18 protein-coding genes are annotated in these 25,144 nt (G+C 43.3%); 11 read left to right on the top strand and 7 right to left on the bottom strand.

The window, feature by feature from the left end; all coding sequences use genetic code 11:
- Positions 1-20: 20 nt before the first annotated feature.
- Together POV27_RS17670 and POV27_RS17675 are read right to left on the bottom strand one after the other, a co-directional pair.
- Entirely contained in the window at positions 21-317 is a 297-nt protein-coding gene (locus tag POV27_RS17670) for a thioredoxin family protein (protein WP_272864120.1), read from the bottom strand.
- Positions 318-361: 44 nt separating this feature from the next.
- A complete protein-coding gene (locus tag POV27_RS17675) occupies positions 362-1,591 on the bottom strand; it encodes a metallophosphoesterase (RefSeq protein WP_272864121.1) in 1,230 nt (409 codons plus the stop codon).
- 102 nt (positions 1,592-1,693) lie between these two features.
- Between POV27_RS17675 and POV27_RS17680 the strand changes: the two genes are divergently transcribed.
- From POV27_RS17680 to POV27_RS17690, 3 genes are all read left to right on the top strand, one after another.
- Positions 1,694-4,621, top strand: coding sequence for a GH92 family glycosyl hydrolase (locus POV27_RS17680; RefSeq protein WP_272864122.1), 2,928 nt, complete (start codon positions 1,694-1,696; stop codon positions 4,619-4,621).
- A gap of 6 nt (positions 4,622-4,627) precedes the next feature.
- A complete protein-coding gene (locus POV27_RS17685; protein ID WP_272864123.1) occupies positions 4,628-5,632 on the top strand; it encodes a glycosylasparaginase in 1,005 nt (334 codons plus the stop codon).
- 391 nt (positions 5,633-6,023) lie between these two features.
- The gene (locus tag POV27_RS17690; RefSeq protein WP_272864124.1) at positions 6,024-7,619 is read left to right on the top strand and encodes a C1q-like domain-containing protein; all 1,596 of its coding nucleotides are present in this window, start codon (positions 6,024-6,026) and stop codon (positions 7,617-7,619) included.
- 240 nt (positions 7,620-7,859) lie between these two features.
- On the opposite strand, the gene cphA is transcribed toward POV27_RS17690, so the two are convergent.
- Positions 7,860-10,496 carry a cyanophycin synthetase gene (cphA, locus tag POV27_RS17695; RefSeq protein ID WP_272864125.1) on the bottom strand — a complete coding sequence of 879 codons (2,637 nt, stop codon included), beginning with the start codon at positions 10,494-10,496 and terminating at the stop codon, positions 7,860-7,862.
- Between the two features lie 96 nt (positions 10,497-10,592).
- Between cphA and POV27_RS17700 the strand changes: the two genes are divergently transcribed.
- The gene (locus POV27_RS17700) at positions 10,593-11,447 is read left to right on the top strand and encodes a cyanophycinase (RefSeq protein ID WP_272864126.1); all 855 of its coding nucleotides are present in this window, start codon (positions 10,593-10,595) and stop codon (positions 11,445-11,447) included.
- Here POV27_RS17700 and POV27_RS17705 read toward each other — a convergent pair.
- Positions 11,444-12,376: an isoaspartyl peptidase/L-asparaginase family protein gene (locus tag POV27_RS17705; protein WP_272864127.1), complete on the bottom strand. Its 933-nt coding sequence runs from the start codon at positions 12,374-12,376 to the stop codon at positions 11,444-11,446. The genes POV27_RS17700 and POV27_RS17705 overlap by 4 nt on opposite strands.
- A 165-nt stretch (positions 12,377-12,541) precedes the next feature.
- On the opposite strand from POV27_RS17705, the gene POV27_RS17710 reads away from it, so the two are divergent.
- Complete coding sequence (locus POV27_RS17710; RefSeq protein ID WP_272864128.1) at positions 12,542-13,642, top strand: AraC family transcriptional regulator; 1,101 nt, start codon at positions 12,542-12,544, stop codon at positions 13,640-13,642.
- A 116-nt stretch (positions 13,643-13,758) separates the two neighbouring features.
- The gene (locus tag POV27_RS17715) at positions 13,759-14,937 is read left to right on the top strand and encodes a T9SS type A sorting domain-containing protein (protein WP_272864129.1); all 1,179 of its coding nucleotides are present in this window, start codon (positions 13,759-13,761) and stop codon (positions 14,935-14,937) included.
- Positions 14,938-15,013: 76 nt separating this feature from the next.
- Here POV27_RS17715 and POV27_RS17720 read toward each other — a convergent pair whose 3' ends face one another.
- Positions 15,014-15,382 (bottom strand): DoxX family protein, encoded by a 369-nt coding sequence (locus POV27_RS17720; RefSeq protein WP_272864130.1) that lies wholly within the window; start codon positions 15,380-15,382, stop codon positions 15,014-15,016.
- A gap of 66 nt (positions 15,383-15,448) precedes the next feature.
- On the opposite strand from POV27_RS17720, the gene POV27_RS17725 reads away from it, so the two are divergent.
- The gene (locus tag POV27_RS17725) at positions 15,449-15,904 is read left to right on the top strand and encodes a winged helix-turn-helix domain-containing protein (protein WP_272864131.1); all 456 of its coding nucleotides are present in this window, start codon (positions 15,449-15,451) and stop codon (positions 15,902-15,904) included.
- A gap of 87 nt (positions 15,905-15,991) precedes the next feature.
- Positions 15,992-18,832, top strand: a complete 2,841-nt coding sequence (gene polA, locus POV27_RS17730) for a DNA polymerase I (RefSeq protein WP_272864132.1) — start codon at positions 15,992-15,994, stop codon at positions 18,830-18,832.
- Positions 18,833-19,063: 231 nt separating this feature from the next.
- Here the strand turns inward: polA and POV27_RS17735 are convergent, their stop codons facing one another.
- Positions 19,064-19,540 (bottom strand): hypothetical protein, encoded by a 477-nt coding sequence (locus POV27_RS17735; RefSeq protein WP_272864133.1) that lies wholly within the window; start codon positions 19,538-19,540, stop codon positions 19,064-19,066.
- Between the two features lie 121 nt (positions 19,541-19,661).
- Here POV27_RS17735 and POV27_RS17740 point away from each other — a divergent pair, with 121 nt between their 5' ends.
- The gene (locus POV27_RS17740; protein WP_272864134.1) at positions 19,662-21,107 is read left to right on the top strand and encodes an SLC13 family permease; all 1,446 of its coding nucleotides are present in this window, start codon (positions 19,662-19,664) and stop codon (positions 21,105-21,107) included.
- A 131-nt stretch (positions 21,108-21,238) separates the two neighbouring features.
- On the opposite strand, the gene POV27_RS17745 is transcribed toward POV27_RS17740, so the two are convergent.
- A complete protein-coding gene (locus POV27_RS17745; RefSeq protein WP_272864135.1) occupies positions 21,239-23,935 on the bottom strand; it encodes a DUF5916 domain-containing protein in 2,697 nt (898 codons plus the stop codon).
- Between the two features lie 220 nt (positions 23,936-24,155).
- On the opposite strand from POV27_RS17745, the gene rplM reads away from it, so the two are divergent.
- Both rplM and rpsI read left to right on the top strand, forming a co-directional pair.
- Entirely contained in the window at positions 24,156-24,611 is a 456-nt protein-coding gene (gene rplM, locus POV27_RS17750) for a 50S ribosomal protein L13 (protein WP_272864136.1), read from the top strand.
- A complete protein-coding gene (gene rpsI / locus POV27_RS17755; protein WP_272864137.1) occupies positions 24,611-24,997 on the top strand; it encodes a 30S ribosomal protein S9 in 387 nt (128 codons plus the stop codon). Before rplM ends, rpsI begins: the two co-directional genes overlap by 1 nt.
- Positions 24,998-25,144: the final 147 nt, after the last annotated feature.

A 25,144-nucleotide genomic window follows, 5' to 3' on the forward strand; every position in this document is an offset into this window, starting at 1 on the left:
TGGATTACGCCAAAATGGATTTATACGTACTCTTGAACCAATCCGATGAGTGTATTGGCATCCTGTTCTCCGCTCTGCCTCCACTTCATCTCCCCATTTTTGTAGATCATCAGGGTAGGTAATCCCTTTACCCTAAGGGCTTCGGCAAGCTCGGAGTTTTTATCGATATCAATTTTAATCACACGCGCCTTATCTCCCAGTGCGGCAGCTACATCCCTTAAGACAGGGTGCATATCCTTACAGGCTTGATCCCATTCTGCATAAAAATCCAGCAACACGGGAACATGTGTTTCGATTAATTCGCCAAATTTGGACATAGATATGAATAATTGGTTGATACAAATATAACATTTCCCGCCAATTATGCGGTATTCCGACGCTTTTTCAGGGTAATGACAGATATTTCTGGCCAAATTCCTACACGACCGGGATAGCCGATAAATCCGAAGCCACGATTTACGTTGATAAATTCATTGGCTTCCTTGTAAATCCCTGCCCATTCCTTGTACCGTAGACTTACAGGACTAATCTTAAAGAGTCCCGGAATTTCCACCCCATACTGCATGCCGTGGGTGTGCCCACTTAAAGTGAGATGAAATGGAAAAGGGTGAGGAACCACCTCTGCCCTCCAATGGGAAGGATCATGACTCATCAATATTTTAAATTCATCCTTGGCCACTCCTTGAATGGCCTTTTCAAGATCCCCAGCTTTTTTGAAGCGCCCTGCGCCCCAATTTTCGACCCCGATCAAACGAATCGTTTCTCCATTTCTTTCGAAGGTTCTATTTTCATTCAGCAGCAGATCCCAGCCCATTTCACGCTGTAAGTTCTTTAAGTCTTCGAGGTTCTTTTTCTTCGCTTCTTCAGAATTCCAGGAAACGTAATCCCCGTAGTCGTGATTTCCAAGTACAGAATAGACCCCATCCTTTGCTTTCAGTTTGGAGAAATACTGCTTCCAAGGACCCATTTCCTCCGCAATATTATTTACCAAATCCCCAGTAAACAGGATGATATCGCTTTGTTGTTTGTTAATAAGGTCGATGCCATAGGAAACCTTGTCGGCATTATCGAAACTTCCACTATGCACATCGCTAATTTGGGTAATCGTAAAACCATCGAACGCATCAGGTAGGTCGTCGAACTCCAACGCATACTGCAATACCTTGTAATTATATTTTCCACGAACCATCCCAATAAGCAAGGTAGTAAAGGGAATCGCCGCCAGCCCTAAGGCAATGGTGCTTACGAATTTCCTTCGGGAAGGAAGATGAAAGCTATCGCTAGCTCCACTCACTCTCTGAAAGGTCGCCACAATAAGCCTGACAACATCTTCCCCCAGCATGAAAGCCAATAAGAAGAACTTGGACAAATAGACGGCCACGACTACTCCCATGATATACATTTGCGACGCATTGGCCATACGTACCGACTGTAAGTTCATAGACTGATATATAAATAAGGCCAATACCAACAGGGATCCCGCGATATAGGTCCACATTACCCAAGATTGCTTAAAAAGGGTACGGAACGCCTGAAAAGCGTAGATATCGAAAACCACAAAAATGATAAGTATGGGGATGAGTCTGTTCATTGCAATTCAATTTAGCCAAAGATACAGGGCAATATAAATGCACTCCTAAGACTTTACTTTTTTTTAACGGTTTTCATTATCTTTTGGCTCCAAAAACCTAACATGCTCAGAAACATACTCATTTTCACTTTGCTACTAGCACTTATTGGCTGTAACAAAAAGCAAAGTGACCCTCAACCGGCCCAAAAAGATAAAGCACTCACCTCCTATGTAAACACCTTTATTGGTACAGGCGGTCATGGACATACCTATCCGGGAGCGACCATGCCCTTCGGAATGATGCAACTGAGTCCCGATACCCGACTGGAGGGTTGGGATGGATGCAGTGGCTACCATTACAGTGACAGTTATATCTATGGCTTTTCCCATACCCATTTAAGCGGAACAGGCGTAAGCGACTATGGAGACTTGCTGCTCATGCCTACCTTAGAACCCGAATTGAACAATGGCGCCGACGGGAAAAAAGGTTATCGGGCCCATTTTAAGCACGAGGAAGAATTTGCTTCGCCTGGATTCTATAAAGTACATCTTGACTCTACCAACATCCATGTAGAACTTACGGTGACAAAAAGGGCAGGAATGCATCGCTATGAGTATCCAAATGCTTCAGATCAGTACCTCATCTTGGATATAGAACATAGAGATAAACTTTTAGATGGAAAAATAGAACGAATTTCTGATACTGAAATAAGCGGATACAGATTTTCAAAAGCGTGGGCAACAGATCAAAGGGTATTCTTTTACATTCGATTCTCACATCCATTAATTGGAGATTTGGGGGCCTCCCACCCTCTTCCATACCAAAAGAAAGCCGCATTTCTATTTAATAATCCGAACAATGAACCTGTTTATATTTCTGTGGGAATTTCGGCCGTGGACGAAGAAGGGGCTAAAAAGAATTTAGAGGAAGAAATTGGCTCCAAATCCTTTGAACAACTGAAACAGGAAGCTAACGATGCATGGGAGAAGCAATTGGAAAAAATTGTTATCGAATCCGATGATGAAGACTACAAAACCAATTTCTACACTTCCCTATACCACACCATGATCGCACCCAATCTGTACCAAGATGTGGACGGACGATACCGTGGAATGGATCTGGAAGTGCATGAAACCAATGCTTTCGATTACTATACGGTGTTCTCCTTATGGGATACCTACCGTGCTGCCCATCCCCTTTACACGATTATTGAGCAAGACCGAACCAATGATTTTGTAAATACCATGTTGGCCAAGTATGACGAAGGCGGCATCATGCCCATTTGGGACCTTTCTGCCAATTACACAGGCTGTATGATCGGGTATCATGGCGTTCCGGTAATAGCAGATGCCTACTTAAAGGGAATTCAGGGATACGATACCCAAAAAGCATTGGAAGCTATGAAGCACAGTGCTACCCGAGATCATTTGGGATTGGAATCCTATAAAACTACAGGATTCATCCCTGTGGAAGAAGAAAGTGAAAGTGTTTCCAAGACCTTGGAATATGCCTATGACGATTGGACCATTTCTGAAATGGCCAAAGCCATGGGAGATACAGAAACTGCCAAAGCATACGCCCAACGCGGACAGTATTATAAAAACCTCTACAATCCAGAAACAGGGTTTTTGCAAGGACGCTTCCGAAATACATGGTTCGGCCCTTTCGACCCTTTTGAAGTGAATTTCAATTATACCGAAGCCAATGCGTGGCAATACAGCTTATATGCCCCACAGGATATCTCTGGACTTATGGAACTGATGGGTGGAAAAGATAAATTGGAATCCCACTTGGACCAACTATTTACGGCTAAGTCTGAAACCTCGGGAAGGGATCAGGCGGATATTACAGGACTCATCGGTCAATATGCCCATGGAAATGAGCCTAGCCATCATATGGCTTATCTCTACAATTTTGTGAATAAACCGCACAAAACCCAAGAGAAAGTGCATCAAATCCTTACGGAACTCTATACCAATACGCCTGACGGAATCAGCGGTAATGAAGATTGTGGGCAAATGAGCGCTTGGTACATTTTCAGCAGCCTTGGATTCTATCCTGTGACTCCAGGAAGCAATCAATACATTATTGGAACACCATTGTTTCCAAAAAGCAGTATTCACACAGAAAATGGAAAAACCTTTACCATAGAGGCCAAGGGAATTTCTGAAACCAATAAATACATTGCCTCTGTTCAATTGAATGGAGAACCTTTGAATCGATCCTATCTTTTCCACAAGGAAATCATGGATGGTGGACATTTGGTGTTCGAAATGACTGGGGAGCCTTCCACTTGGGGAACTATGGATGAAGAAGTCCCCGTAACAGAAATCGCCGATGGGAAAATTACATTAGCTCCATTTATCTCAAGTGGTGATGTGGCCTTCAAAAATGAAACAGAGATTTCCCTCAAATCATTGTCTGAAGGCGCTACCGTTTACTACAACATTGATGGGAGTGAATTCCAAGAATATAAGGGTCCATTTACAATTTCAGAAAAGTGCCAGCTCAGCACCTATGCCGAAAAGGATGGGAACCGAAGTAGCACACTCACTACCGAGTTCTACAAGATAGACCCCAATGTGAGCATTACCTTAGAAACTGAATATGCCAATCAGTACAGTGCTGGCGGCAATGATGCCTTAATCGATGGGATTAAGGGTGCCAAGGATTTCAGAACTGGAGCATGGCAAGGATATTCGGATACAGATGTTATTGCCATTGTCGATCTAGGGAGTATTAAGCCCATTGAAACGATCGAAGTGAGTTTCCTTCAGGATCAGAGGAGTTGGATTTTTTACCCCACCGAAGTGGAATGCTTCGTTGCTCCTGGAAAGACCTTCTACAAGAGTCTTCCGAAACAGGTAATCGATGCCGAAACACCTTCAGAAAACAGTGAAATAAAAACCGTTCAATTCAACATGAATGGCTATAGCTCCCGATACATTAAAATCGTGGCCAAGAATCTGGGAGACCTCCCAGAATGGCATTTGGGGCATCCGTACAATGGCAAAGCATGGATCTTTGTCGACGAAATAACCGTAAGATAACAAACCATGAAACGAAGAAAGTTTATTCAGAATACCTCCTTGGGAAGTTTGGGCGTCGTAGCAGGAGCCACCGCATTGGGTTGCAAATCGGAAGTAGAGAAAGACACCTCCATGATCGCTTCCAAAGAACAGAAACCAGCGCCCATGGTGATTGCCACTTGGGATGTTCCCAATGCAGTGAATAAAGCTTGGGAAACATTGCAGGAAAACAAAAGTGCCATCGATGCGATTGAAGCTGGCTGCCGTGTTGAAGAAGCCGATGCGAAAAACCAAAGTGTTGGGTATGGAGGCCGTCCCGATCGCGACGGCAACGTAACCTTGGATGCCTGCATTATGAATAGTGAAGGGGATTACGGATCGGTGGTGTATCTACAAGGAATTAAGCATCCTATATCCGTTGCTAGAAAGGTAATGGAAGAAACCCCGCATGTACTTATGGCGGGTGCAGGCGCACAACAGTTCGCTTTAGAACAGGGATTTGAAAAGGAAAACCTGCTCACGGAACAATCTAAAAAGGAATGGGAGGAGTGGACCAAAACCTCCAACTACGAGCCTGTGATCAATATCGAAAATCACGATACCATAGGTATGTTGGCCATCGACAAGGATGGTAATATTTCTGGAGGCTGTACAACGAGCGGATTGGCCTACAAAATGGCTGGACGGGTTGGTGATTCTCCCATTATTGGTTCTGGATTATTTGTAGATAATGAAATTGGGGCGGCTACCGCTACAGGTATGGGAGAAGAAGTCTTAAAGACTGTAGGTAGTTTCCTTATTGTGGAGCTTATGCGACAGGGAAGGTCCCCCCAAGAAGCCTGCGAAGAAGCGGTGGAGCGTATTGTTACGAAAAACCCGAACTATAAAGATTTTCAGGTAGGCTATATCGCGGTTAACAAGAATGGGGAAACCGGCGCCTATTCCATTCACCCGGGTTTCGTAGCTAGCGAGTATCGCGAAACGGGGAAGAACACCTATGCACCCGGCTCTTTTCTTAAAAATGCGGAATAACCGTACCATTCAGATTTGTAAGGTTATTCTGATTAAATTATGTTAAAATACTGATTATTAAGATGTTAAAATATACGTGATTATACGTATTTTACATATTATTTGCACTTTTTGTCCCGTTAAACCATAATTTTTTTATAGTTTTGAAGTACATAAGTAGGTTGCCCTGCCTATGGGTGGGTCAATCAAATTTGGGGCGAAAAGTCATCACATCCGTGGTGGCTTTTCTATTTCTAAGGTAAAACACCCCACTTCCTTTGCAGAAAACATACATTTTTCTCTTCTCCATGATTTCATAGAGGCCGTTCTTCATTGGGTCCACTACATTTGGAACATCCCAATTCCTCTACCAAAAAATATCTACTTAGCCTGGTTTTTCAATAAGGTTATAATGAGAAAATCAATCGCACTATTAGTAGTCCTTTGTATCAGTTACTCAGGACTATCGCAAGTAGGAATCAATACAACTGCTCCAGAAGCTACCTTAGATATCGTGGCCAGCGACGTCGCCAGCCCTTCTAATGAGGACGGTATACTAATTCCGAGAATCGATGATTTCCCAACCACAGATCCCACAGCGGCACAGGACGGTATGCTTGTTTTCGCTACTGGAAATGGCACCCCCTCCAAAGGGTTTTACTATTGGAATAACAGCTCCACAAGTTGGATTTCCATTACCGGGGTAAGTGGAAGCTTAGACGATGCGTATGACTCGGGAGGCGCTGGCTCTGGGAGAACCATTGTCGCGGATAATGGCGCTGTGGATATTCAGGGAAATGGCGGACTCAGAGTTGAAGACGATATCAATGCAGCGGAAAGCATCGTGCATGATGGCGACGCCGATACTTTCTTAACCTTTACCCCAGATCGAATCCGTTTGGATGCTGGAGGCAGGAACTACATCGACATTCAACACGCAGATACCGAAATCGCCTTTAACGAAGATAGTACTCAAAGCGACTTCCGAATAGAAAGTGGTACCCAGGCAAACATGTTTTTCTTGGATGGAAGCGCAGACGCGATAGGTATTGGTCAAGCTAGTCCAGTGAGTCCCTTGCACGTAGGAATACAAACATCTTGGGACCTTGGGGTAATCAATACAGGACAAGACGGTATTTACTTTAGAGGAAGCGGAGATAATAGCGGGCTAAATGCCATTGGGAGTTCCATAGGATTTGGCCCTCCTACCAATACACGTTCTAACCAAAGGAAAGCCGCCATCGCTTCCATTCAAACAAACAATGATAGTGATCAGGTAGGGCTTGGTTTCTTTGTGCACACTAGTGTCATCAACCTAAGTGACATGGTTGAGGGAATGCGCCTTACCCATGACCGAAAATTGGGCATTAATACCACATCTCCGCAGGCTTCCTTAGATGTGAGAAAGTTCAATAGTAGCACTTCACTTCAACAAACTGATGGGGTGCTCATACCGCAGGGTAATAATTTTCCGTCGACAAACCCAGGATCGACCCAAGATGGTATGCTTGTGTTTATAAATGGAGATGGAACCCCTTCCAAAGGATTTTACTACTGGGACGATGACTCAACAAGCTGGGTTTACCTATTAACTTCATCATTTACTACACCCCCCGCTGCACGAGTCACTGCAGACTTACAAAGTATTGCCGCTTCTACTTCCGAAATTGTTGAGTTCGATACGGAGACATTCGATACTCAAAACAGCTTCGATCCGACATCATTTGCCTATACAGTTCCCGAAGGTGGGATGTATTGGATCAATTTGAATGTTCACAAATCTACTGGAGTTATCGCCAGCACTTTGGTGATCGAAATACACATCAACGGAAGTCTGTATGTGGCTAATGACAATGCTACCCGAAATAGAAACATGAAAACACTGGCTCAACTGGCAACAGGAGACACTATCGAAGTATTTGCCAATAACACTGATTCCAGTGCAATAGATATTGGGTCGAGTACAAATCCGACATATACGTATTTAGAAATTATAAAATCGAACTAATGGAATTTACTATTACCTCAACGTAATAACACAACTCCCTTATAACCAAAAACCTGCTTTCTAACTATGGGAAAAAGGCCACTTGGGGGAGTGGTCTTTTTCGTACCAATACTGTAACGTTTTTGTAATAATCCGATCACACTGATGTTGTACTTTTATATTGTAAACGCGATGATCGGAGTCGTCCATTACAAAAAGTTGAAAAGCCGTTCTGAGGAGAAGCGGCTTTTCTTTTTGTCGTTATTCTGCAAAGACTTTTTCGCCTTTCGTTTCCATTTCCTTGAATTCCTGAACCAGCTTTAAGGCATCCGGAATGACATCACTACATAGGATTATTAATGAGCCTTTTTTAGCATTATTCACAGCGTATGTAATGGCTTCTTTTTCGGAAGGAATGATCGTCGTCTTCTTATTCGGATCTTTTGCGATGATACCATCGTTCAACATCTTAATGAGTTCTTCCTCTGTCTTTCCTCTCAATCTTTTATCCTGGCGGATGATGATTTCGTCGAACATCTCCGCGGCGATCCCACCCATTTCATTATTGTCTTCTACACGTCGATCCCCTATTCCTGCTATAATTCCCACTTTAACGGTGCATTCTAAATTATCGGTAAACTTTTGAAGCGCCCGCATTCCGGCCGGATTGTGAGCATAATCCAATAAAATGGTAAAGTTTTCGAACTTGAAGAGATTCAATCTTCCCGGGGTTTGTGAAGCTGACGGAATGAAGGTCTCAAGACCGGCCTTCATATCTTCAATACTAATACCTCGAACATGAGCGGCCAAGACGGCAGCCAAAACGTTCTGGATCATAAAAGTGGCCTTTCCACCATACGTTAAAGGGATTTTTTCAACCCGCATGATTCGCATTTTCCAAGCTCCACGGCAGATCGTCACAAAGCCATTTTCGTAAATCGCGGTGATCCCTCCTTTTCGTTGCAGCGCTTGTACCCTTGCATTGTTTTCGTCCATTGAGAACAAGGCCAGATTACAATCAATGTTCCGTCTCATCTCATACACCAAATCATCGTCTGCGTTCAAGATAGCATACCCGTCGGGCAATACTGTTTCCGGAACCACTCCCTTCACTCTTGCCAATTGTTCTACGGTATGTATTCCTTTTAGTCCTAAATGATCGGCGGCCACGTTAGTCACCACAGCAACATCACAATTTCCAAAGCCAAGCCCGGCTCGTAGCAGTCCGCCACGTGCACATTCCAACACAGCAAAATTCACAGTAGGATCCTTCAATACAAATTCCGCACTCGCGGGACCCGTACAATCCCCTTGCATTAACAAGCGGTTCTGAATGTAAACCCCATCACTGGTGGTGTAACCAACCCTATATCCTTTCATCTTTGCGATGTGTGCGATAAGCCGGCTGGTAGTAGTCTTTCCGTTGGTACCTGTAATGGCCACGATAGGAATTCTTCCTGTATCCCCTTGCGTGGGGAAAAGCTTATCGACCACTGGAGCTGCTACGTTTCTGGGCAGTCCTGTCGTCGGTGCCAAGTGCATTCTGAATCCAGGGCCCGCATTTACTTCGAGAACGGCACCTCCTGTTTCAGAAAGAGGCTTGGTTATATCACTGGTCATGACATCAATTCCGCAGATATCGAGGTCGATAATTTTGGAGATGCGCTCTGCCATGGATACATTCGCAGGATGTATAATATCGGTCACATCTTCTGCTGTTCCTCCTGTACTTAGATTTGCAGTATCCTTTAGCACAAGCGTTTCACCTTCGGCCAACACGGAATCTTCGGTATAGCCGGCATCTTTTATAATGGTTTTGGTAAGATCGTTAATGGTGATCATGGTAAGGACCTTCTCGTGGCCATATCCTCGTCTTGGGTCTTCATTCACCTTGTCCACCAATTCCTTTACAGTAGATTTCCCGTCACCAACAACATGAGCTGGTGTACGCAATGCAGCCGCCACTAATACATTATTAATGACAAGCAAACGATAATCCTTACCGGTAATGAACTTCTCTACAATAACCCTTCGGGACACTTCCTTAGCGGCATGGAAAGCTACCAAAGCCTCTTCATAATTCTGAATATCCACAGTAATTCCCCTTCCATGATTTCCATCAATAGGCTTTATCACCAAAGGATACCCGACATAATCACAGGCATCTTTCAGACTTCGCTCACGACTAATAATATCTCCCCTCGGAACTTCCACTTCGGCCTGTTCCAACAAGTATTTTGTATCTTCTTTATCGCAGGCCAATTCTACTCCAATACTACTTGTTTCTGAAGTCACGGTAGCCTGAATTCTTTTCTGATTGGCTCCATACCCCAATTGGCACAACGAATATTTATTCAATCGAATCCAAGGAATCCCTCTGCTAGCCGCTTCCTCTACAATAGATCCCGTGCTGGGCCCTAATCGCTGGTCTTCCCTAAGCTCTCTCATTTCTTGAATATCCTCTGCAAGATCATATTCTTCATCAGCAATAAGCGCTTCACAAATGCGAACGGCCGCCTTTGCAGCATAACGTCCTACATCTTCTTCTATGTAGGAAAAGACGACATTATAGACTCCTTCCTCACCATAGCCCCGAGTTCTTCCAAAACCAGTATCCATTCCTGCCAATGTCTGAATCTCTAGAGCAATATGCTCTATGATATGCCCCATCCACGTTCCTTCTTCAACGCGCTGAAAAAATCCCCCTGGTGTTCCAACAGAACAGCGATGCTCATACATGGTAGGAAACATAGCCTCCAGTCGTTCTCGAAATCCCGGGACTTTATTAGAAGGGAATTCTTCCATTTCCTCAAGATCCAGGACCATAACAATCAACTTATGTCTCCTTACAGACCAGTAATTTGGCCCTCTCATCGCATTAATTTCTCTAATCTTCATGTGGTTTTGGTTTTACGGTTATTAATAAGGTAAGAACATAAATATATGATTTTTTTCAGAACAAAAAATGTATTTTTGTGCCTCAGAAAAATGCGTATGAGTACTACAGGAATTCTTATTCCCATAGGTGGAAATGAAGACAAAGGAATTGAGGAACACGAGCAGTATACCCTAGAATTTATTAGCGAAGGAATTCTCTACCATGTTGTAAAAGAGGCAGGTGGAGTTGATATGAATTTTCTTATCGTCCCAACGGCTTCTAGTATACCAGACGAAGTTGGAGCCAATTATTTGGAGGCTTTTACCAAGTTAGGTTGTAAAAATGTTCGTGTTATGGACATTCGCAGCCGCGAAGAAGCGGAAGACCCAAAGAACATTGAACTGGTTAAAAATGCACAATGTGTTATGTTCTCCGGCGGAAATCAGTCCAATATTACGGCAAATATCAAGGATACAACACTACATAAAGTCCTTCAAGAAAAATACGAAACCGAGAAATTTGTGATTGCCGGAACGAGTGCTGGAGCGATGTGTATGTCCCAAGAAATGATTACCGGAGGGAGTGCTCAAGAATCCTTTGTTAAAGGTGCCGTGGGTATGGGAGAAGGAATGAACTTTATTCCCAACCTCATCATCGATTCACATTTTATTCGCCGGGGTCGCTTTGGCCGATTGGCAGAAGCTGTCGCTCAATTCCCACAATTGGTGGGTATTGGTTTGGCGGAAGATACTGGACTTATCGTGAGGGACAATTCTTTTGAAGTGATTGGATCTGGAATGGTAATCATTATCGACGCCCGAAAAACAAAGCACAACAATCATAAAATCCTTGCTGAAGGAACGCCTATGACGCTTACCAATTTAAAAACGCACGTATTGGCCAATGGGGATATCTTTAACATTAAGGAGCGTAAAATAAAGGTGCTGCCTATGGATGCACCCTTTGTCTAATTGCCATAGATCGCAATTACTTCTTCGCCAGTTGATTTTTTGGAACCTCTGTACATCCCCTCTGTATTGAAGGGCATGGCTACGTTACCTTGGGTATCGACGGCGATCAATCCGCCATCGCCACCAATTTCCAGAATTCTTTTTTGGATGACTTCCGAAGCCGCCTGTTCCAGTGACAAGCCTTTGTATTCCATAAGACAGGAAACGTCATAAGCAACGACTCCACGAATGAAAAACTCACCACTTCCCGTGCAACTCACGGCACAGGTTTTATTATTGGCGTAATTCCCAGCACCGATCATAGGGCTATCGCCCACGCGACCCCATTTCTTGTTGGTCATTCCACCAGTTGAAGTAGCTGCTGCTAGATTGCCATGAACATCCAAAGCCACCGCACCTACAGTACCAAACTTACTTTCTTTTTTTACGCTGTGATCCAATTGAAAATCGTCCGTATCCCGAATTTCTTGCCATTGTTCGTATCTAAAGGCATCGTAGAAGTACTCGGGGTTCTCCAATGCATATCCTAAATCCTTTGCAAATCGCATGGCTCCGTCTCCAGCCAGAAAAACATGGTAGCTCTTTTCCATGACATCCCTCGCCAAGGTTACGGGATTCTTTATCCCTGTAATTAAAGAGACCGCTCCCGCCTCCAAGTTGTTACCATCCATGATGGCCGCATCCATTTCATGGGTTCCTTGCGCCGTAAAAACAGAACCTTTTCCCGCATTGAACAAGGGGGAATCCTCCAACTCATTTACAGCAATCTCTACCGCATCCAACGCACTCTTGCCTTGTTCCAAGGCCCGATACCCCGCCTTAAGTGCTGTGGAAAGATCGGCTTTGTACCTTGTTTCCAATTCCTCCGTCATTTGCCCCTTCACCAAGGTTCCTGCTCCTCCATGAATCGCTATCGAAAATTTCCCCATGTTATTTTATTTTGGTCATTCCTTATAACCCATTAAAGGGCGAAAATTACAAATTGTACTTCAAAGGAAGATATCCCAGTTCATTTTTCTTTTTCAACGTAAATTCATATTTCTGAAACGGAATTTCTACATTTGAAGGAAACAGCAGTCCTAATCCTTAGACCCATGCTCAATATCTGGGAAATCATTTTTTTGTTTTTTTCGTTTCAGGCGTTGATTATGGCTGTGTTTTTCTTTTTCAAAAGAAAGGGAGACAAGATTGCCAATCGCATTTTAGGGGTATACCTACTATTTTTCTCCCTCAATATTGCCTATAACGTGCTGTATTGGTCCAAACTTCTCTTTAAAGATGGAAATGTTCATCTCTTTGGTATATTATCCATATTATGGATTTCCTACCCCCCGTTGATTTATCTCTATACCCGGAGGGTGGTCGAAAACAAAAAGTTTAGCTTTAAGGATATTGTTCATGCCATTCCCGTACTGGCTATCATAGGTTTTCATATTCCGTTTTTCATACTATCTACCCAAGAGAAGCAGGAAGCCCTATTTAATGGAACCCTCGGAGCATACATCATCAACTTAAAATACAATTTTGCCATCACCATCCTCTTAATGATTTTCTATGCGGTACTGGCCTTCATCACCTTCAGAAATAAAAAATTAGGATTGAACAAAAACAGATGGATCACCTGGTTGTTAGGTTCGTTTTCCTGTTATGTTATAGCCATGGCAACCTATTTTGTACTGTCGCGCTTGGGACTAATCACTACCGCACACGATTACTTCATCACTTATACCCTCATCTTTTTTATAGGATTGGTTACCTATTTCGGACTTGTACAACCCGATGTGTTCAACGGACTCTCCATGGACAAAGTGCTACCGTTCAAAAAGTATAAAAACACCGGGCTCACCCGAAATCATTCGTTGGAACTTAAAAATGCATTGCTGGAGGTAATGAGAACCAAAAAACCACATTTGGACAGTACTTTACGATTGGACAACTTAGCCGAAATGCTCAATCTATCCAGGCATCATACCTCGCAGATCATTAACGAACATTTTGATACCAACTTTTTCGATTTCATCAACGGTTATAGAATTGAGGAGGCAAAAGATCTTCTGGTTAAAGAGGAAAATCTCAATATCACCGATATCATTTACACGGCTGGGTTTAATAACAGGGCTTCTTTTTACAATACTTTCAAAAAACATACGGGAATGACCCCGAGTCAATTCAAACTAGAGCAACCCTCTCTTTAAGAACGCCTTGTCTATTGTTCCCGACGAATGATTCCTTTTCACTTTGTAAACCTATATAAGGAAAAACAACTTTCGCACCCCATTCATTTTTCTTAGTGGTATAAAATTAAATCACTATGAAAAAATTATACTTTGCAATCCTTTGTATGGCAAGCACCTTTGCTTTTGCCCAAGTAACCGTAAGTACTATCACTTCAGAATTTAATGGAAGCGGAGGGCTTTCCCTTGACGATGAGGGCAACCTTTATATAGGTGATTTCGGCGACTTTTTGGGGATGGCCGATCCGGATGGGCTTCCCAATCACGTTATGAAATTGGATACCGACTTAAATCTTACCCAGTACTCAACCGATTTTATTGGCGCTTCCGGAAATGCTTTTGACAACAGCGGTGTACTACACCAAAGTGACATTCGAGCCAATGGAATTTACAAAATCGTTAATGGCGTGCGCACCTTCGTGACCTCCGATGGCATTGTTGCCCCCGTGGGAATCGTTTTTGACAGTGCTGACAACTTTTATGTATGCAATTGTGGTAACAACACCATTCGAAAAGTAACTCCTGGCGGCGTCTCGACAGCCTTTGCCTCTGGTTCGCAATTTGCGTGTCCCAACGGCATTACAGTAGATGAAAACGACAATCTTTACATATCTAACTTTTCGAACACCAACATCGTTAAAATCACACCTGATGGAAGCACTTCGATTATTGGTAATACAACAGCAGGCAATGGCCATATCGATTATGATCCAGTTACCCGCAACCTCTATATAGCCAGTTATTCAGGACACCAGATCTTTCACCTAAACATAGACACTTTGGTGATGGGAGTCTTGGCGGGAACAGGCGTTCGGGGAAATGATGATGGTGATGGCACATCCGCTACATTTTCAACCCCTAATGGCGTAGCGGTAACCCAAACAGGAGATTCCATTTATATCAACTGTGCTGTACCCCTGAGTGGCGATCTCATCAACCCGCAAATCATTCGATTGATCACTGGGGTTACCTTGGCCGTGGAAGAGAATACTATTGCTTCGTACAAGCACACCTCTTATCCCAATCCCGCCAATAAATCGATCACGGTAGAAGCGCAGATCCCATTGGTCTATTCCAGCCTCACCGTACGTGTCTACACAATTTTGGGGGAATTGTTGGATGAAATGGAGATTGCAAATACCGGGGAAACGATCAGGCAGACCCTAGATATCTCAGCGTATACTTCTGGAAACTATTTTTACACGGCAAGCAATGGTTCAAAACAACTCTTTAACGGAAAGTTTATAAAAGAATAGTCCTTTTTTTACGCCCTAATCACAGAAAAGACCGATAGATGATCGGTCTTTTTTTGTTTTAGGGATCTTACTTCCCTTATCCTTCCAGTACGGGAGACTTCGGGAGAAAATTCAAATAGTAAACGATCGTCAGTAACACTAGAAACACTAGGGGTCGAATCACCTCGGCTAAAGGATCATTCACGATATGGGTGATGATTGCTCCGGCCATAAGGATTGCTAACCCTATAAGTGATAACTTCAAGGTTTTGGGAATTAATAGCAGCACGGCCAAGAGCAATTCTAGCACACCTATGAGGAGATGAAAGCCTTTGGGGTAACCCCAATTTTCAAACATTTGTACTACCGCTTCATGTGCCATTAACTTTCCGGAACTGGCTAGTAAAAAAGCAATTGCGATAAGAATTCGTAAAATCCAACTGATGATTGTTTGTCCTTTTTTCATTATCTTGTTTTTGGTTGAACGAAACTGTAAAAATCACCACGAAATCGGTGGAAAAACATTGGAAAAATGACTGAAACTAAGCTGAAATTCCTACCTCGTGAGTCCATTCCTTTCCATGTATATGCCTTTCACCCGCGTAAAGGAAGCATTACCGGAAATGGACTGGAAGAGATCTTTATGGAACCACGCTTAAAGGATCTATTCCATATTCTGCTACGGAACAAAGACGAAGTCGTAACCCGGGAGGAGCTCATGGAGTTTGTTTGGAAGGACACAGTGGTGACCGAAGATTCCATTTCGAAGGCAGTATCGGACCTCCGTAAGTTTTTTGACAAGCATGAAATCCACTGTGTCGCTATTATGACTGTGATAAAACGGGGATATGCCATGAAGATATTGGAATTACCGAAAAGGGATGGCCCTATACTATCGGGAAAAAACCTGCTGAAATTCGCCATGTACAGCCTTGTGGTCTTTTCGGTTTTGGTCTTGCTTATCCGAGCCCTTCGATATGAGCAATAAGCTTCGAAAAATTTAGAATTGCCTTTCAATAAATTTCTACGCCCCAAGGAAGTTTTGTAGTTTTAGACATTACAATAAAAGCAACCTATGTCCGACCAAAAACGACTCTTTTTAGTAGATGCCTACGCACTCATTTTCCGTGGGTACTACGCCTTCATAAAAAACCCAAGAATCAATTCCAAAGGGACCGACACCTCAGCCATTTTAGGGTTCATGAACTCTTTATTGGATGTTATAAAAAGGGAGCGCCCCGACCATTTGGCTGTGTGTTTCGATAAAGGCGGAAGTGTAGCCCGAAACGAGCTTTTTCCCGAATACAAGGCCAACAGGGATGAAACCCCAGAGGCTATTAAAATTGCGGTACCCTACATTGAAAAGATACTGAACGCCATGAACATCCCAATCATGGTGAAGGAAGGCTTTGAGGCGGACGATATCATAGGAACACTGGCCAAAAAAGCGGAAAAGCAAGGCTATAAGACCTTTATGGTAACCCCAGATAAGGACTTCGCTCAATTGGTTTCAGAAAATATATTCATGTACCGACCCGTATTTGGTGGAGGCTATGAAACTTGGGGCATTCCCGAAGTACAGGCCAAGTTCGAAGTGGAAAATCCTTTACAGGTGATCGACTTTTTGGGAATGATGGGAGACAGTGCCGATAACATCCCGGGATTGCCAGGTGTAGGTGAAAAAACAGCAAAGAAGTTCTTGGCACAGTTTGGTTCTATGGAAGAGCTGCTGGACAATACGGACCAATTAAAAGGGAAGATGAAGGAGAAGGTGGAAGCTTCTAAAGAATTAGGAATGCTTTCCAAGGAATTGGCCCGTATCATGCTGGACGTACCCGTAGAATTCGATGAAAAAGACTTCGAGATGTGCGATCCCGACATTAAAGGGGTTACCGAAGTTTTTGAGGAATTGGAATTCCGTAGGCTTACCGAAAACTTTATGAAGACCTTCGCTCCAGATGCACAGCCTGTTGCTACAACTGGCGCGACCAAAAAGGAAGCACCAAAAACCACAGCCAAGAAAACCACGGCAGGTGCCGGACAGTTCTCTTTATTTGGTGGTGATGGCGAAGCCACAGAAGAAAGTCAGGCATTTAGCTCTAGAAATACCGCCAAAGATATTTCCCACTTCTATCAAACAGTACAACCTGGATTGGGAACCAAATTATTCATGGACCAGCTCATGAAACAATCTTCGGTCTGTTTCGATACCGAAACCACTGGACTCAATCCTATTACAGCCGAATTGGTCGGAGTTGCTTTCTCTTGGGAAGCAGGTAAAGGGTTTTATATTCCCGTTCCTGAAGGAAGGGAAGCCGCTCAAGAAGTTGTAGAAATCCTGAGACCTTTCTTTGAAGATGAAAACATCCAAAAAATTGGACAGAACTTAAAATACGACATCAAAGTACTATCCAAGTATGGCATAACCGTGAAAGGTAAGTTGTTCGATACCATGTTGGCACATTACCTTATTAATCCAGACATGCGGCACAATATGGACGTACTGGCCGAAACCTATCTCAACTATACCCCAATTTCCATTACCGAGCTTATCGGAAAAAAAGGAAAGAATCAGTTGTCCATGAGACAGGTTCCTATGGCCCAGCAAACGGAATATGCAGTAGAAGATGCCGATATAACCCTTCAGCTAAAGGAACATTTTGAAAAGGAATTGGGCGAAGCCAATACCCAGAAACTATTTGATGAAATAGAAGTTCCGCTATTGCGTGTCTTGGCTGATATGGAGTTGGAGGGAATCAATCTGGACAAAGGTTTTTTGGAAAACCTTTCCCAAGAATTGAAAAGTGATATTAAAAAACTGGAAGCCGATATTTACGAATCGGCCGGGGAAGAATTCAATATTGCCTCACCCCGACAATTGGGAGAGATTCTCTTCGGAAAGATGAAATTGGTAGACAAACCAAAAAAGACCAAAACGGGTCAATATTCCACAGCAGAAGATGTGTTGTCCTACTTGGCCAAAGACCATAAAATCATTGCCGATGTATTGGCCTACCGTGGTTTGACCAAGTTGAAATCGACTTACGTAGATGCCTTACCGGAACAGGTGGACGAAAATACCCATCATGTGCATACCGACTATATGCAGACGGTAGCCGCTACAGGACGATTGAGTAGTAACAACCCGAACCTGCAAAACATCCCGATACGAACGGAAAGAGGGCGACAAGTGCGAAAGGCCTTTGTCCCTCGGGATAAGGATCACATCTTATTGGCGGCGGATTACAGTCAGATAGAACTTCGAATCATTGCTGCCCTTAGTGACGAGGAAAACATGATTAAGGCTTTCCAAAATGGAGAAGACATTCACGCTTCCACAGCGGCCAAGGTATTCAACGTGCCTATTGATGAAGTAACCCGCGAGCAGCGAGGCAATGCCAAAACAGTGAACTTTGGGATTATCTATGGCGTATCTGCTTTTGGATTGAGCAACCAAACCGATCTTTCCCGTACCGAAGCCAAGGAGCTGATAGAAACCTATTACAGAACCTACCCCAAGCTTCGAGATTATATGAGCGATCAGGTAGATTTTGCACGGGATAATGGCTATGTACAAACAGTGTTGGGAAGAAGGCGTTACCTAAAGGATATCAATTCCCGAAATGCTGTTGTAAGAGGTGCGGCAGAACGAAATGCCGTGAATGCACCCATTCAAGGAAGTGCAGCCGACATTATTAAGATTGCCATGATCAATATTCACAAGAAATTGGAAGAAGGCGATTTTAAGAGCAAAATGCTATTGCAGGTGCATGATGAATTGGTATTCGATGCCTACAAACCGGAATTGGAAAAACTTCAGAAGATGATCAAGGAGGAAATGGAAAACGCCTATAAAATGAGTGTCCCCCTTGATGTAGAAATAGGTTTGGGTGAGAACTGGTTAGAGGCGCATTAAAAGAGCCGAAAGCAAATTGCCTCCGGCTCACACTTAGTAACTACAACCTAACATTTACATCGGGTTCATACACATGGAATGATCCCGAAATGCAAGTTGTCCTTTTAATGCTGAAAGTCCTTCCCTCTTCAGCATCAATACAAATAAAGGCCAATTATGGCTTCAAAAAAACAAGTATGTGTCGGGATTAATTAATGTTGATTCGACTTTCAAGAATACGAGGTTATGAAATCAATGAAGAGGAGTCGTCCGATCGAACAAAATGTTGAGATTTCCGAACAATGTATCTGTCCTTTGCACACGCAAATCCACCCCTTCGAAGGTATAAGGCCATCGGTATTCCATGCCATCGTTACGGTCAAATAAAACCAGGACATCTCCGTCTTCTGTCCAAATGCCACTACTATATGCATGGGGGAAAAAACAATTAAACTCCAATCCTCCATTCACCTCGGCAACCTCATTGGTTCTATATGAATAGAAAAAATTACTACTTAGATTTAGGGCCCATTCAACGCAATTGGGCAACTCTTCCATTAAATTTGTAGAAGCCACCCCGTCTCCATTAATGTCCATAGGAGTTTCCATTTCGCCCTCTATCATAACATAGCTCCCCTTTAGGGTGACCTTTTGTTTTCCTCTTTGAACATCGTCATTACTACAAGCGAAAAGAAGGAATGGTATTGAAAATAGAAGAAGTCTTTTCATGGAAGGTTGTTTTCTATTCACAAAATAAACATTCTCGTTCATCTTTTGTTGGAAAAGCACCCAATTTTCATAAATATAGACCATCTTGCCCCATTGCGATGGAATATTTATCTTCATCGCAATGAATTCGTATCCATTATACAAGCGCCTTGCTTTCCTATCGGGGCCTCTTTTGTTTGCTATCCTATACTTCTATCCAGGCACAATCGTCTCTTCGGAAATCGATACCGTCGTCGCTGTCGCGGCTTGGATGATCGTTTGGTGGATAAGCGAAGCGGTTTCTATTTCTGTTACGGCCTTATTGCCACTGGCCCTTTTCCCCTTGGTAGGGATTATGGATATTAAATCGGTAGCGGGCAATTACGCCAATCCCATTGTGTATTTATTCTTTGGAGGCTTTGTCATTGCCTTGGCCTTGGAAAAGGTACAACTCCACAAACGAATCGCCCTTTCCATACTGAAGATTACCGGGGTGAAGGCCAACGGAATCATCTTCGGATTTATGTTGGCTACTGCCTTGATGAGTATGTGGATTTCGAACACTGCGAGCACCGTGGTAATGTTGCCCATAGCCGTATCTGTAATCATGCTGTTGATGAATGACCGCGACGGATTCACTAAAAACGATCAGAATTTTGCCTTGGCTATTATGTTGGGGATTGCTTTTTCCGCCAATATTGGTGGAATGGCGACGCTTATTGGCACACCTCCCAATAGTGTGATGTTAGCTTTTCTGAATGAAGAATACCAAATAGACATAGGGTTCTTTCAATGGATGAAAATGGGTGTTCCCTTTGCTGCCGTTATGTTGCTCATTGCCTACGCTTGTATCGTATATATATTCTTTCCGAATCGATTGGAGAAAATCCAATCTTCTGGAGACATCATTTCTAACGAACTGAAAAAGCTCGGACCCATTTCCAAAGACGAAAAAGTGGTACTTGCCATATTCCTTCTTACGGCAATCGCATGGATGTTTCGTGGAAGTTTAAATCAATGGTTCCCCAACCTGAAACTCACCGATACAACCATAAGTATGATAGCTGCCGTTGCTATGTTCGTGGTGCCCCTTAATTTCACAAAAGGAGAATTTCCCTTGCAATGGGAGGATACCCAAAAATTACCTTGGGGCATCCTTGTGCTCTTTGGAGGCGGATTGGCCCTGGCTTCTGGACTCACACAAGCTGGCTTTATCGATCTTATTGGGGATTATATTTCTTCCAAAGTCCATTGGAGCGTTTTTGTTGTCACCGCAGTGCTCATTGGGCTCATGCTTTTCATGACGGAACTCATGAGCAATGTGGCTTTGGTGACCATTCTTGTCCCCTTGGTCGTAGGGATCGCCATTGGCCTCGACACTCCCATTCTGGAGATGGTTATTCCCGTAACCTTGGCTTCCAGTTGCGCATTCATGCTGCCCATGGCGACTCCGCCCAATGCCATCGTGTTTGCCAGTGGACATATAAAGGTGCATCAAATGGCACGTGTTGGTATCGTGCTCAACCTTATTTCCATAGGTCTGCTCATTGCCCTTACCTATTTTATTATCCCAGGATTGTTTTCCTAGAATACCTGAACCAATATTTAGGTCTTACCGCTGTCACCTCGAGCAGACAGAACCCAACAATAAAAAAGCCCCCGAATCGAGGGCTTTCCAAAAATTAACCGATATATGAATACACCGCTCGATGTCGTTCCTTACAGAACGAATCGATAGGTTGCCTTAATCAAAAATGTATTTTGGGGACGGGCACCGAACAACTGATTGTCGATAATTTCACCAAAATCGTTGTTTACATCGCCCAATCCAGTAATTCCTTGCGACCAAACCAAGAAAATTTCAGATCCTGGAATATATTCCCAACGTACTACCAGGTTACTTCGAAACTGCACGAAGGCAAAATCGGGATTCCCGAAAGCATAATCAGTTTCACCATCCCTATCTTCATCCACGAAATAAGCATCGTCTGCTTCACCAAATGAAATCTGGTTATTATCGAACCAAGTTACCCGTTCGTTCAAATCGCTCGCTACAGGATCGTTCACATAATTGAAATTGGAGAACTTCGCCTTAAAAATAAAGGGCTGTCCATAATACTGTATCGTAAGGTTGGGATTAATGTTATAGTTCACCCGAAGTGTAGTACTCAAAGATTCGTTATCGATCTCTCCTAAAATATACCTTGGTGTTCCGTTGAAATCAGTTTCGGTTACGTACTGTGTTTTATTAGGATTTACTTCAAACTCATTGATCAAGGAAAGACTCAATGTATTTAAAGGTTGATAGAAGAATCGAAGCACATATCGCTGGAAAGAGAAGTTGTTCTGCGTCGCACTAGAATACACATATCCTGCGTGCATATTGAACTTTTTTCTAGAATCGGTTCCCGAGAACAAGAACACAAAATTCTCATCATTCCATCGCCATCTAGGACCTCCCCTAAGTACGGTATTACTGAAAATTCTCGGTTTGTGACCAAAACCAGCCTCACTCCACCAGTTATTCTTCCAGTTTACAAATCCATTGATTTCGTACTGAATTCGGTTGTAGTTCCCATCGAAATCATACTGGGTAAACTGATTGACACCTACATTTGCCTGTCGGAACCAGCTCGTAGGTTTATTCCACAGTCGGCGAATATTGGCATACTGGGTTATTTGATCGGCTTGACGCAAAAACCCAATATCGTTCAACTCTAATTCTGGCGAACGGAAATTACCTCCAACATTGTAACGCCAATTTCCACCACCGCCCTTTCCAATCTCGAAACTACCTCCAGTTCCTGTTAGAGAGGTTTTGGTAGGATCTACTTCCACGTGACCCGCATCGGTACGTTGAAAAAGGTGTGTTAACGAACGCTGGGTGGCTTCTATGGCTTCCTCACTTCCATTTACATTACTGAAGGTAAATTTCCCTGTCGCATAATATCTTCTTTCTTTCCAGTTGTGGCGAAAATCGACCCCACCGGTAAAGGCGCTTTCCCGAAGGAAATCCAGATCACCTTCTATATTTCGCTTGGTGAAGGTGGCAATTCCACCCACAAAGCTATTATTGTCGTTAAAGTCTTGCTGCAGTCGCATTACTGAATAGCTGGTAAGGGGTTCTACCAATTCTTCCCGTTCTTCACCCACCTCATCCAGATTATCCAACACGTCCTGTCGATTATCCAATTCAATTTTTGCGTATTCCTTATCGGTGATACTCTGCAAGGCTCCAATGGACAGTCCTTTCTTCGTCTTTCCACTGAATTTGGCCGCTCCCAAAATCGTTGTGTTCACAGGGAAATCTTCGAATTCCCCTTTACCTCCATCGGCCGTGGTGAATCCTTGAGGAGTACGTCCAATACGACGTGAGAAGAAAAGGTTATCCGCTCCACCTCCTACACGAAAATCGAATACATTCTTGTTTTCTACGAAGAAGGGACGGCGTTCCTGAAAGAATATTTCGAATCCGTCTAAAGCAATAGCGCCTGGATCGGCATCTACCTGTCCAAAATCTGGATTCACGGTAAGATCGAGGGTAAGATCGTTTGTGATTCCAATTTTGGCATCCAATCCGCCCGTGAACTTGGTGTCCGATCCATCGCGGAATGGATTCCCAGGTTCTTCCTCGAAGGTATCCAATTGAGCCACCGTATACGGCTGAATCTCCAATTGTTTTTGGGGCTTAATCCCTTTAATTCCCCTTAAAATTCCAAATTCGCTTACCCATCCCGGAGGGTTCGCCGGTAAGGGTTGCCATAACGAACGCTCTTCATTCCTAAAATAACGTCGGGTAGACTGTATCCCCCATTCCTGTTCCTCATCATTCCCAAAACGTAACTGACTAAGGGGAATTCGCATCTCTGCTGTCCAACCATCACTATCGATCGCGGTACTTAAATACCAAATAGGATTCCAACTATCATCGAAATTCCCATTGTTGGAAATGAATTCATCTCCTTTTACCCCAGAAACGGATGCCGTGAAGGAAAACCCACTCCGATCGTCATTATAGCTATCTATATTAATCTCTACCCAATCCCCTGGAAAGTCGTCTCGACGTCCCATCCGTTTTTCTATGGTCGAGGGATCTGCCTGATAGCATTTAAAGGCTACATATAGGTTCTTATCATCGTAGGCAATTTTCATTTTGGTTTGCTCGGTGGGTGCAGTACCAACATCGGGTTGAAACTCGACATAGTCGGTAGTCCACTCCACAACATCCCAAGCCGATTCATCCAAAACCCCATCTATAGTGATTCCAGGGGTTCCTGCAATAGAGGCCGTGGTGTAGGTTCTTTTTTCATAAGAAACTTGTGCTGTTGAATCTTGTGTTGTGGTGTTTTCGGTCTGTGAAAAAGCCAAAATTGGTAGAAGAAAAAGTACCAATAGTGGTAATTTGCTGATAGTCATGGTTGTTAGTCGTTTTGTCTGATTGATGAATTATAGACATAATTTACGCAAGCATGTGACAGATTTCTTTGTTAATTAGCATATGTTTAACTTTTCTGGGGCTTCCTGAGGCCCTTCAAAAAAAGGTCTCCATCTATTGTTATTCAAATAAATAACATTACCTTTGCACCCCTTTTTGAAGGGAAAATCAATGTTTAATTCAACAAGAGACAAAAAACTTATGGATACATTAAGTTACAAAACAGTATCTGCTAACAGCGCCACTGTAAACAAAGAGTGGGTTTTGGTAGATGCGGACGGGCAAGCATTGGGTCGTCTAGCCAGCGAGGTTGCTAAATTGCTTCGCGGTAAACACAAGCCAAACTTTACTCCTCACGTAGACTGTGGTGATAATGTGGTGGTTACTAATGCTGCAAAAATCAAATTATCAGGAAAAAAATGGACCGACAAGGAGTACATCCGTCACACGGGCTACCCGGGTGGACAGCGTTCTTTGACCGCTCAGGAATTGTACGACAAAGATCCTGCTAGATTGGTAGAAAAGGCAGTAAAAGGAATGTTGCCTAAGAACAAATTGGGAGCGGCTCTTTTCAGAAACCTACGTGTATATGTAGGTGCAGAGCACGACCAAGAGGCACAAAAACCAAAAGTAATTAACCTTAACGACAGCAAGTAATGGAGACCATACATAAAATTGGAAGAAGAAAAACCGCTGTTGCCCGTATCTATGTTTCTGAAGGAAAAGGAAACATTACGGTAAACAACCGCGAACTAGATAACTATTTCACAACAGGAACCCTACGTTACAAAGTAAACCAGCCGTTGGCTTTAACCGACAACGAAGGCACTTATGATATTAAAGTAAACGTATACGGTGGAGGAATTACTGGACAGGCAGAAGCAGTTCGCTTGGCCATTTCCCGTGCCCTTTGTGAGATCAACGAAGAATACAGAACTGTATTGAAGCCAGAAGGATTGCTAACAAGAGATCCAAGAATGGTAGAGCGTAAGAAATTCGGACAGAAGAAAGCTCGTAAGAAATTCCAGTTCTCTAAACGTTAATATTTTTCAGCCCTATCGATTGGGTACTTCTATGGAGTGCCCAATCGAAAAAGGCCAAGTTCATATTTTATTAATTAAGCTGTTAGTCTCTTCCCTTGCCGGTTGGGACGTTAGTTTAGCATCTAAATTGCGCCTAGCGTGATTGCT

Origin of the sequence: Aureisphaera galaxeae, from assembly GCF_028561275.1 — a bacterium.
GTDB classification, from domain to species: Bacteria; Bacteroidota; Bacteroidia; order Flavobacteriales; family Flavobacteriaceae; genus Aureisphaera; species Aureisphaera galaxeae.

Bases quoted from the DNA above. Each gene is read 5' to 3' on its own strand.
- POV27_RS17670 (WP_272864120.1), bottom strand. From the start codon at position 317: ATGTCCAAATTTGGCGAATTAATCGAAACACATGTTCCCGTGTTGCTG.
- POV27_RS17675 (WP_272864121.1), bottom strand. From the start codon at position 1,591: ATGAACAGACTCATCCCCATACTTATCATTTTTGTGGTTTTCGATATC.
- POV27_RS17680 (WP_272864122.1), top strand. From the start codon at position 1,694: ATGCTCAGAAACATACTCATTTTCACTTTGCTACTAGCACTTATTGGC.
- POV27_RS17685 (WP_272864123.1), top strand. From the start codon at position 4,628: ATGAAACGAAGAAAGTTTATTCAGAATACCTCCTTGGGAAGTTTGGGC.
- POV27_RS17690 (WP_272864124.1), top strand. From the start codon at position 6,024: ATGAGAAAATCAATCGCACTATTAGTAGTCCTTTGTATCAGTTACTCA.
- cphA (WP_272864125.1), bottom strand. From the start codon at position 10,496: ATGAAGATTAGAGAAATTAATGCGATGAGAGGGCCAAATTACTGGTCT.
- POV27_RS17700 (WP_272864126.1), top strand. From the start codon at position 10,593: ATGAGTACTACAGGAATTCTTATTCCCATAGGTGGAAATGAAGACAAA.
- POV27_RS17705 (WP_272864127.1), bottom strand. From the start codon at position 12,376: ATGGGGAAATTTTCGATAGCGATTCATGGAGGAGCAGGAACCTTGGTG.
- POV27_RS17710 (WP_272864128.1), top strand. From the start codon at position 12,542: ATGCTCAATATCTGGGAAATCATTTTTTTGTTTTTTTCGTTTCAGGCG.
- POV27_RS17715 (WP_272864129.1), top strand. From the start codon at position 13,759: ATGAAAAAATTATACTTTGCAATCCTTTGTATGGCAAGCACCTTTGCT.
- POV27_RS17720 (WP_272864130.1), bottom strand. From the start codon at position 15,382: ATGAAAAAAGGACAAACAATCATCAGTTGGATTTTACGAATTCTTATC.
- POV27_RS17725 (WP_272864131.1), top strand. From the start codon at position 15,449: ATGACTGAAACTAAGCTGAAATTCCTACCTCGTGAGTCCATTCCTTTC.
- polA (WP_272864132.1), top strand. From the start codon at position 15,992: ATGTCCGACCAAAAACGACTCTTTTTAGTAGATGCCTACGCACTCATT.
- POV27_RS17735 (WP_272864133.1), bottom strand. From the start codon at position 19,540: ATGAAAAGACTTCTTCTATTTTCAATACCATTCCTTCTTTTCGCTTGT.
- POV27_RS17740 (WP_272864134.1), top strand. From the start codon at position 19,662: ATGAATTCGTATCCATTATACAAGCGCCTTGCTTTCCTATCGGGGCCT.
- POV27_RS17745 (WP_272864135.1), bottom strand. From the start codon at position 23,935: ATGACTATCAGCAAATTACCACTATTGGTACTTTTTCTTCTACCAATT.
- rplM (WP_272864136.1), top strand. From the start codon at position 24,156: ATGGATACATTAAGTTACAAAACAGTATCTGCTAACAGCGCCACTGTA.
- rpsI (WP_272864137.1), top strand. From the start codon at position 24,611: ATGGAGACCATACATAAAATTGGAAGAAGAAAAACCGCTGTTGCCCGT.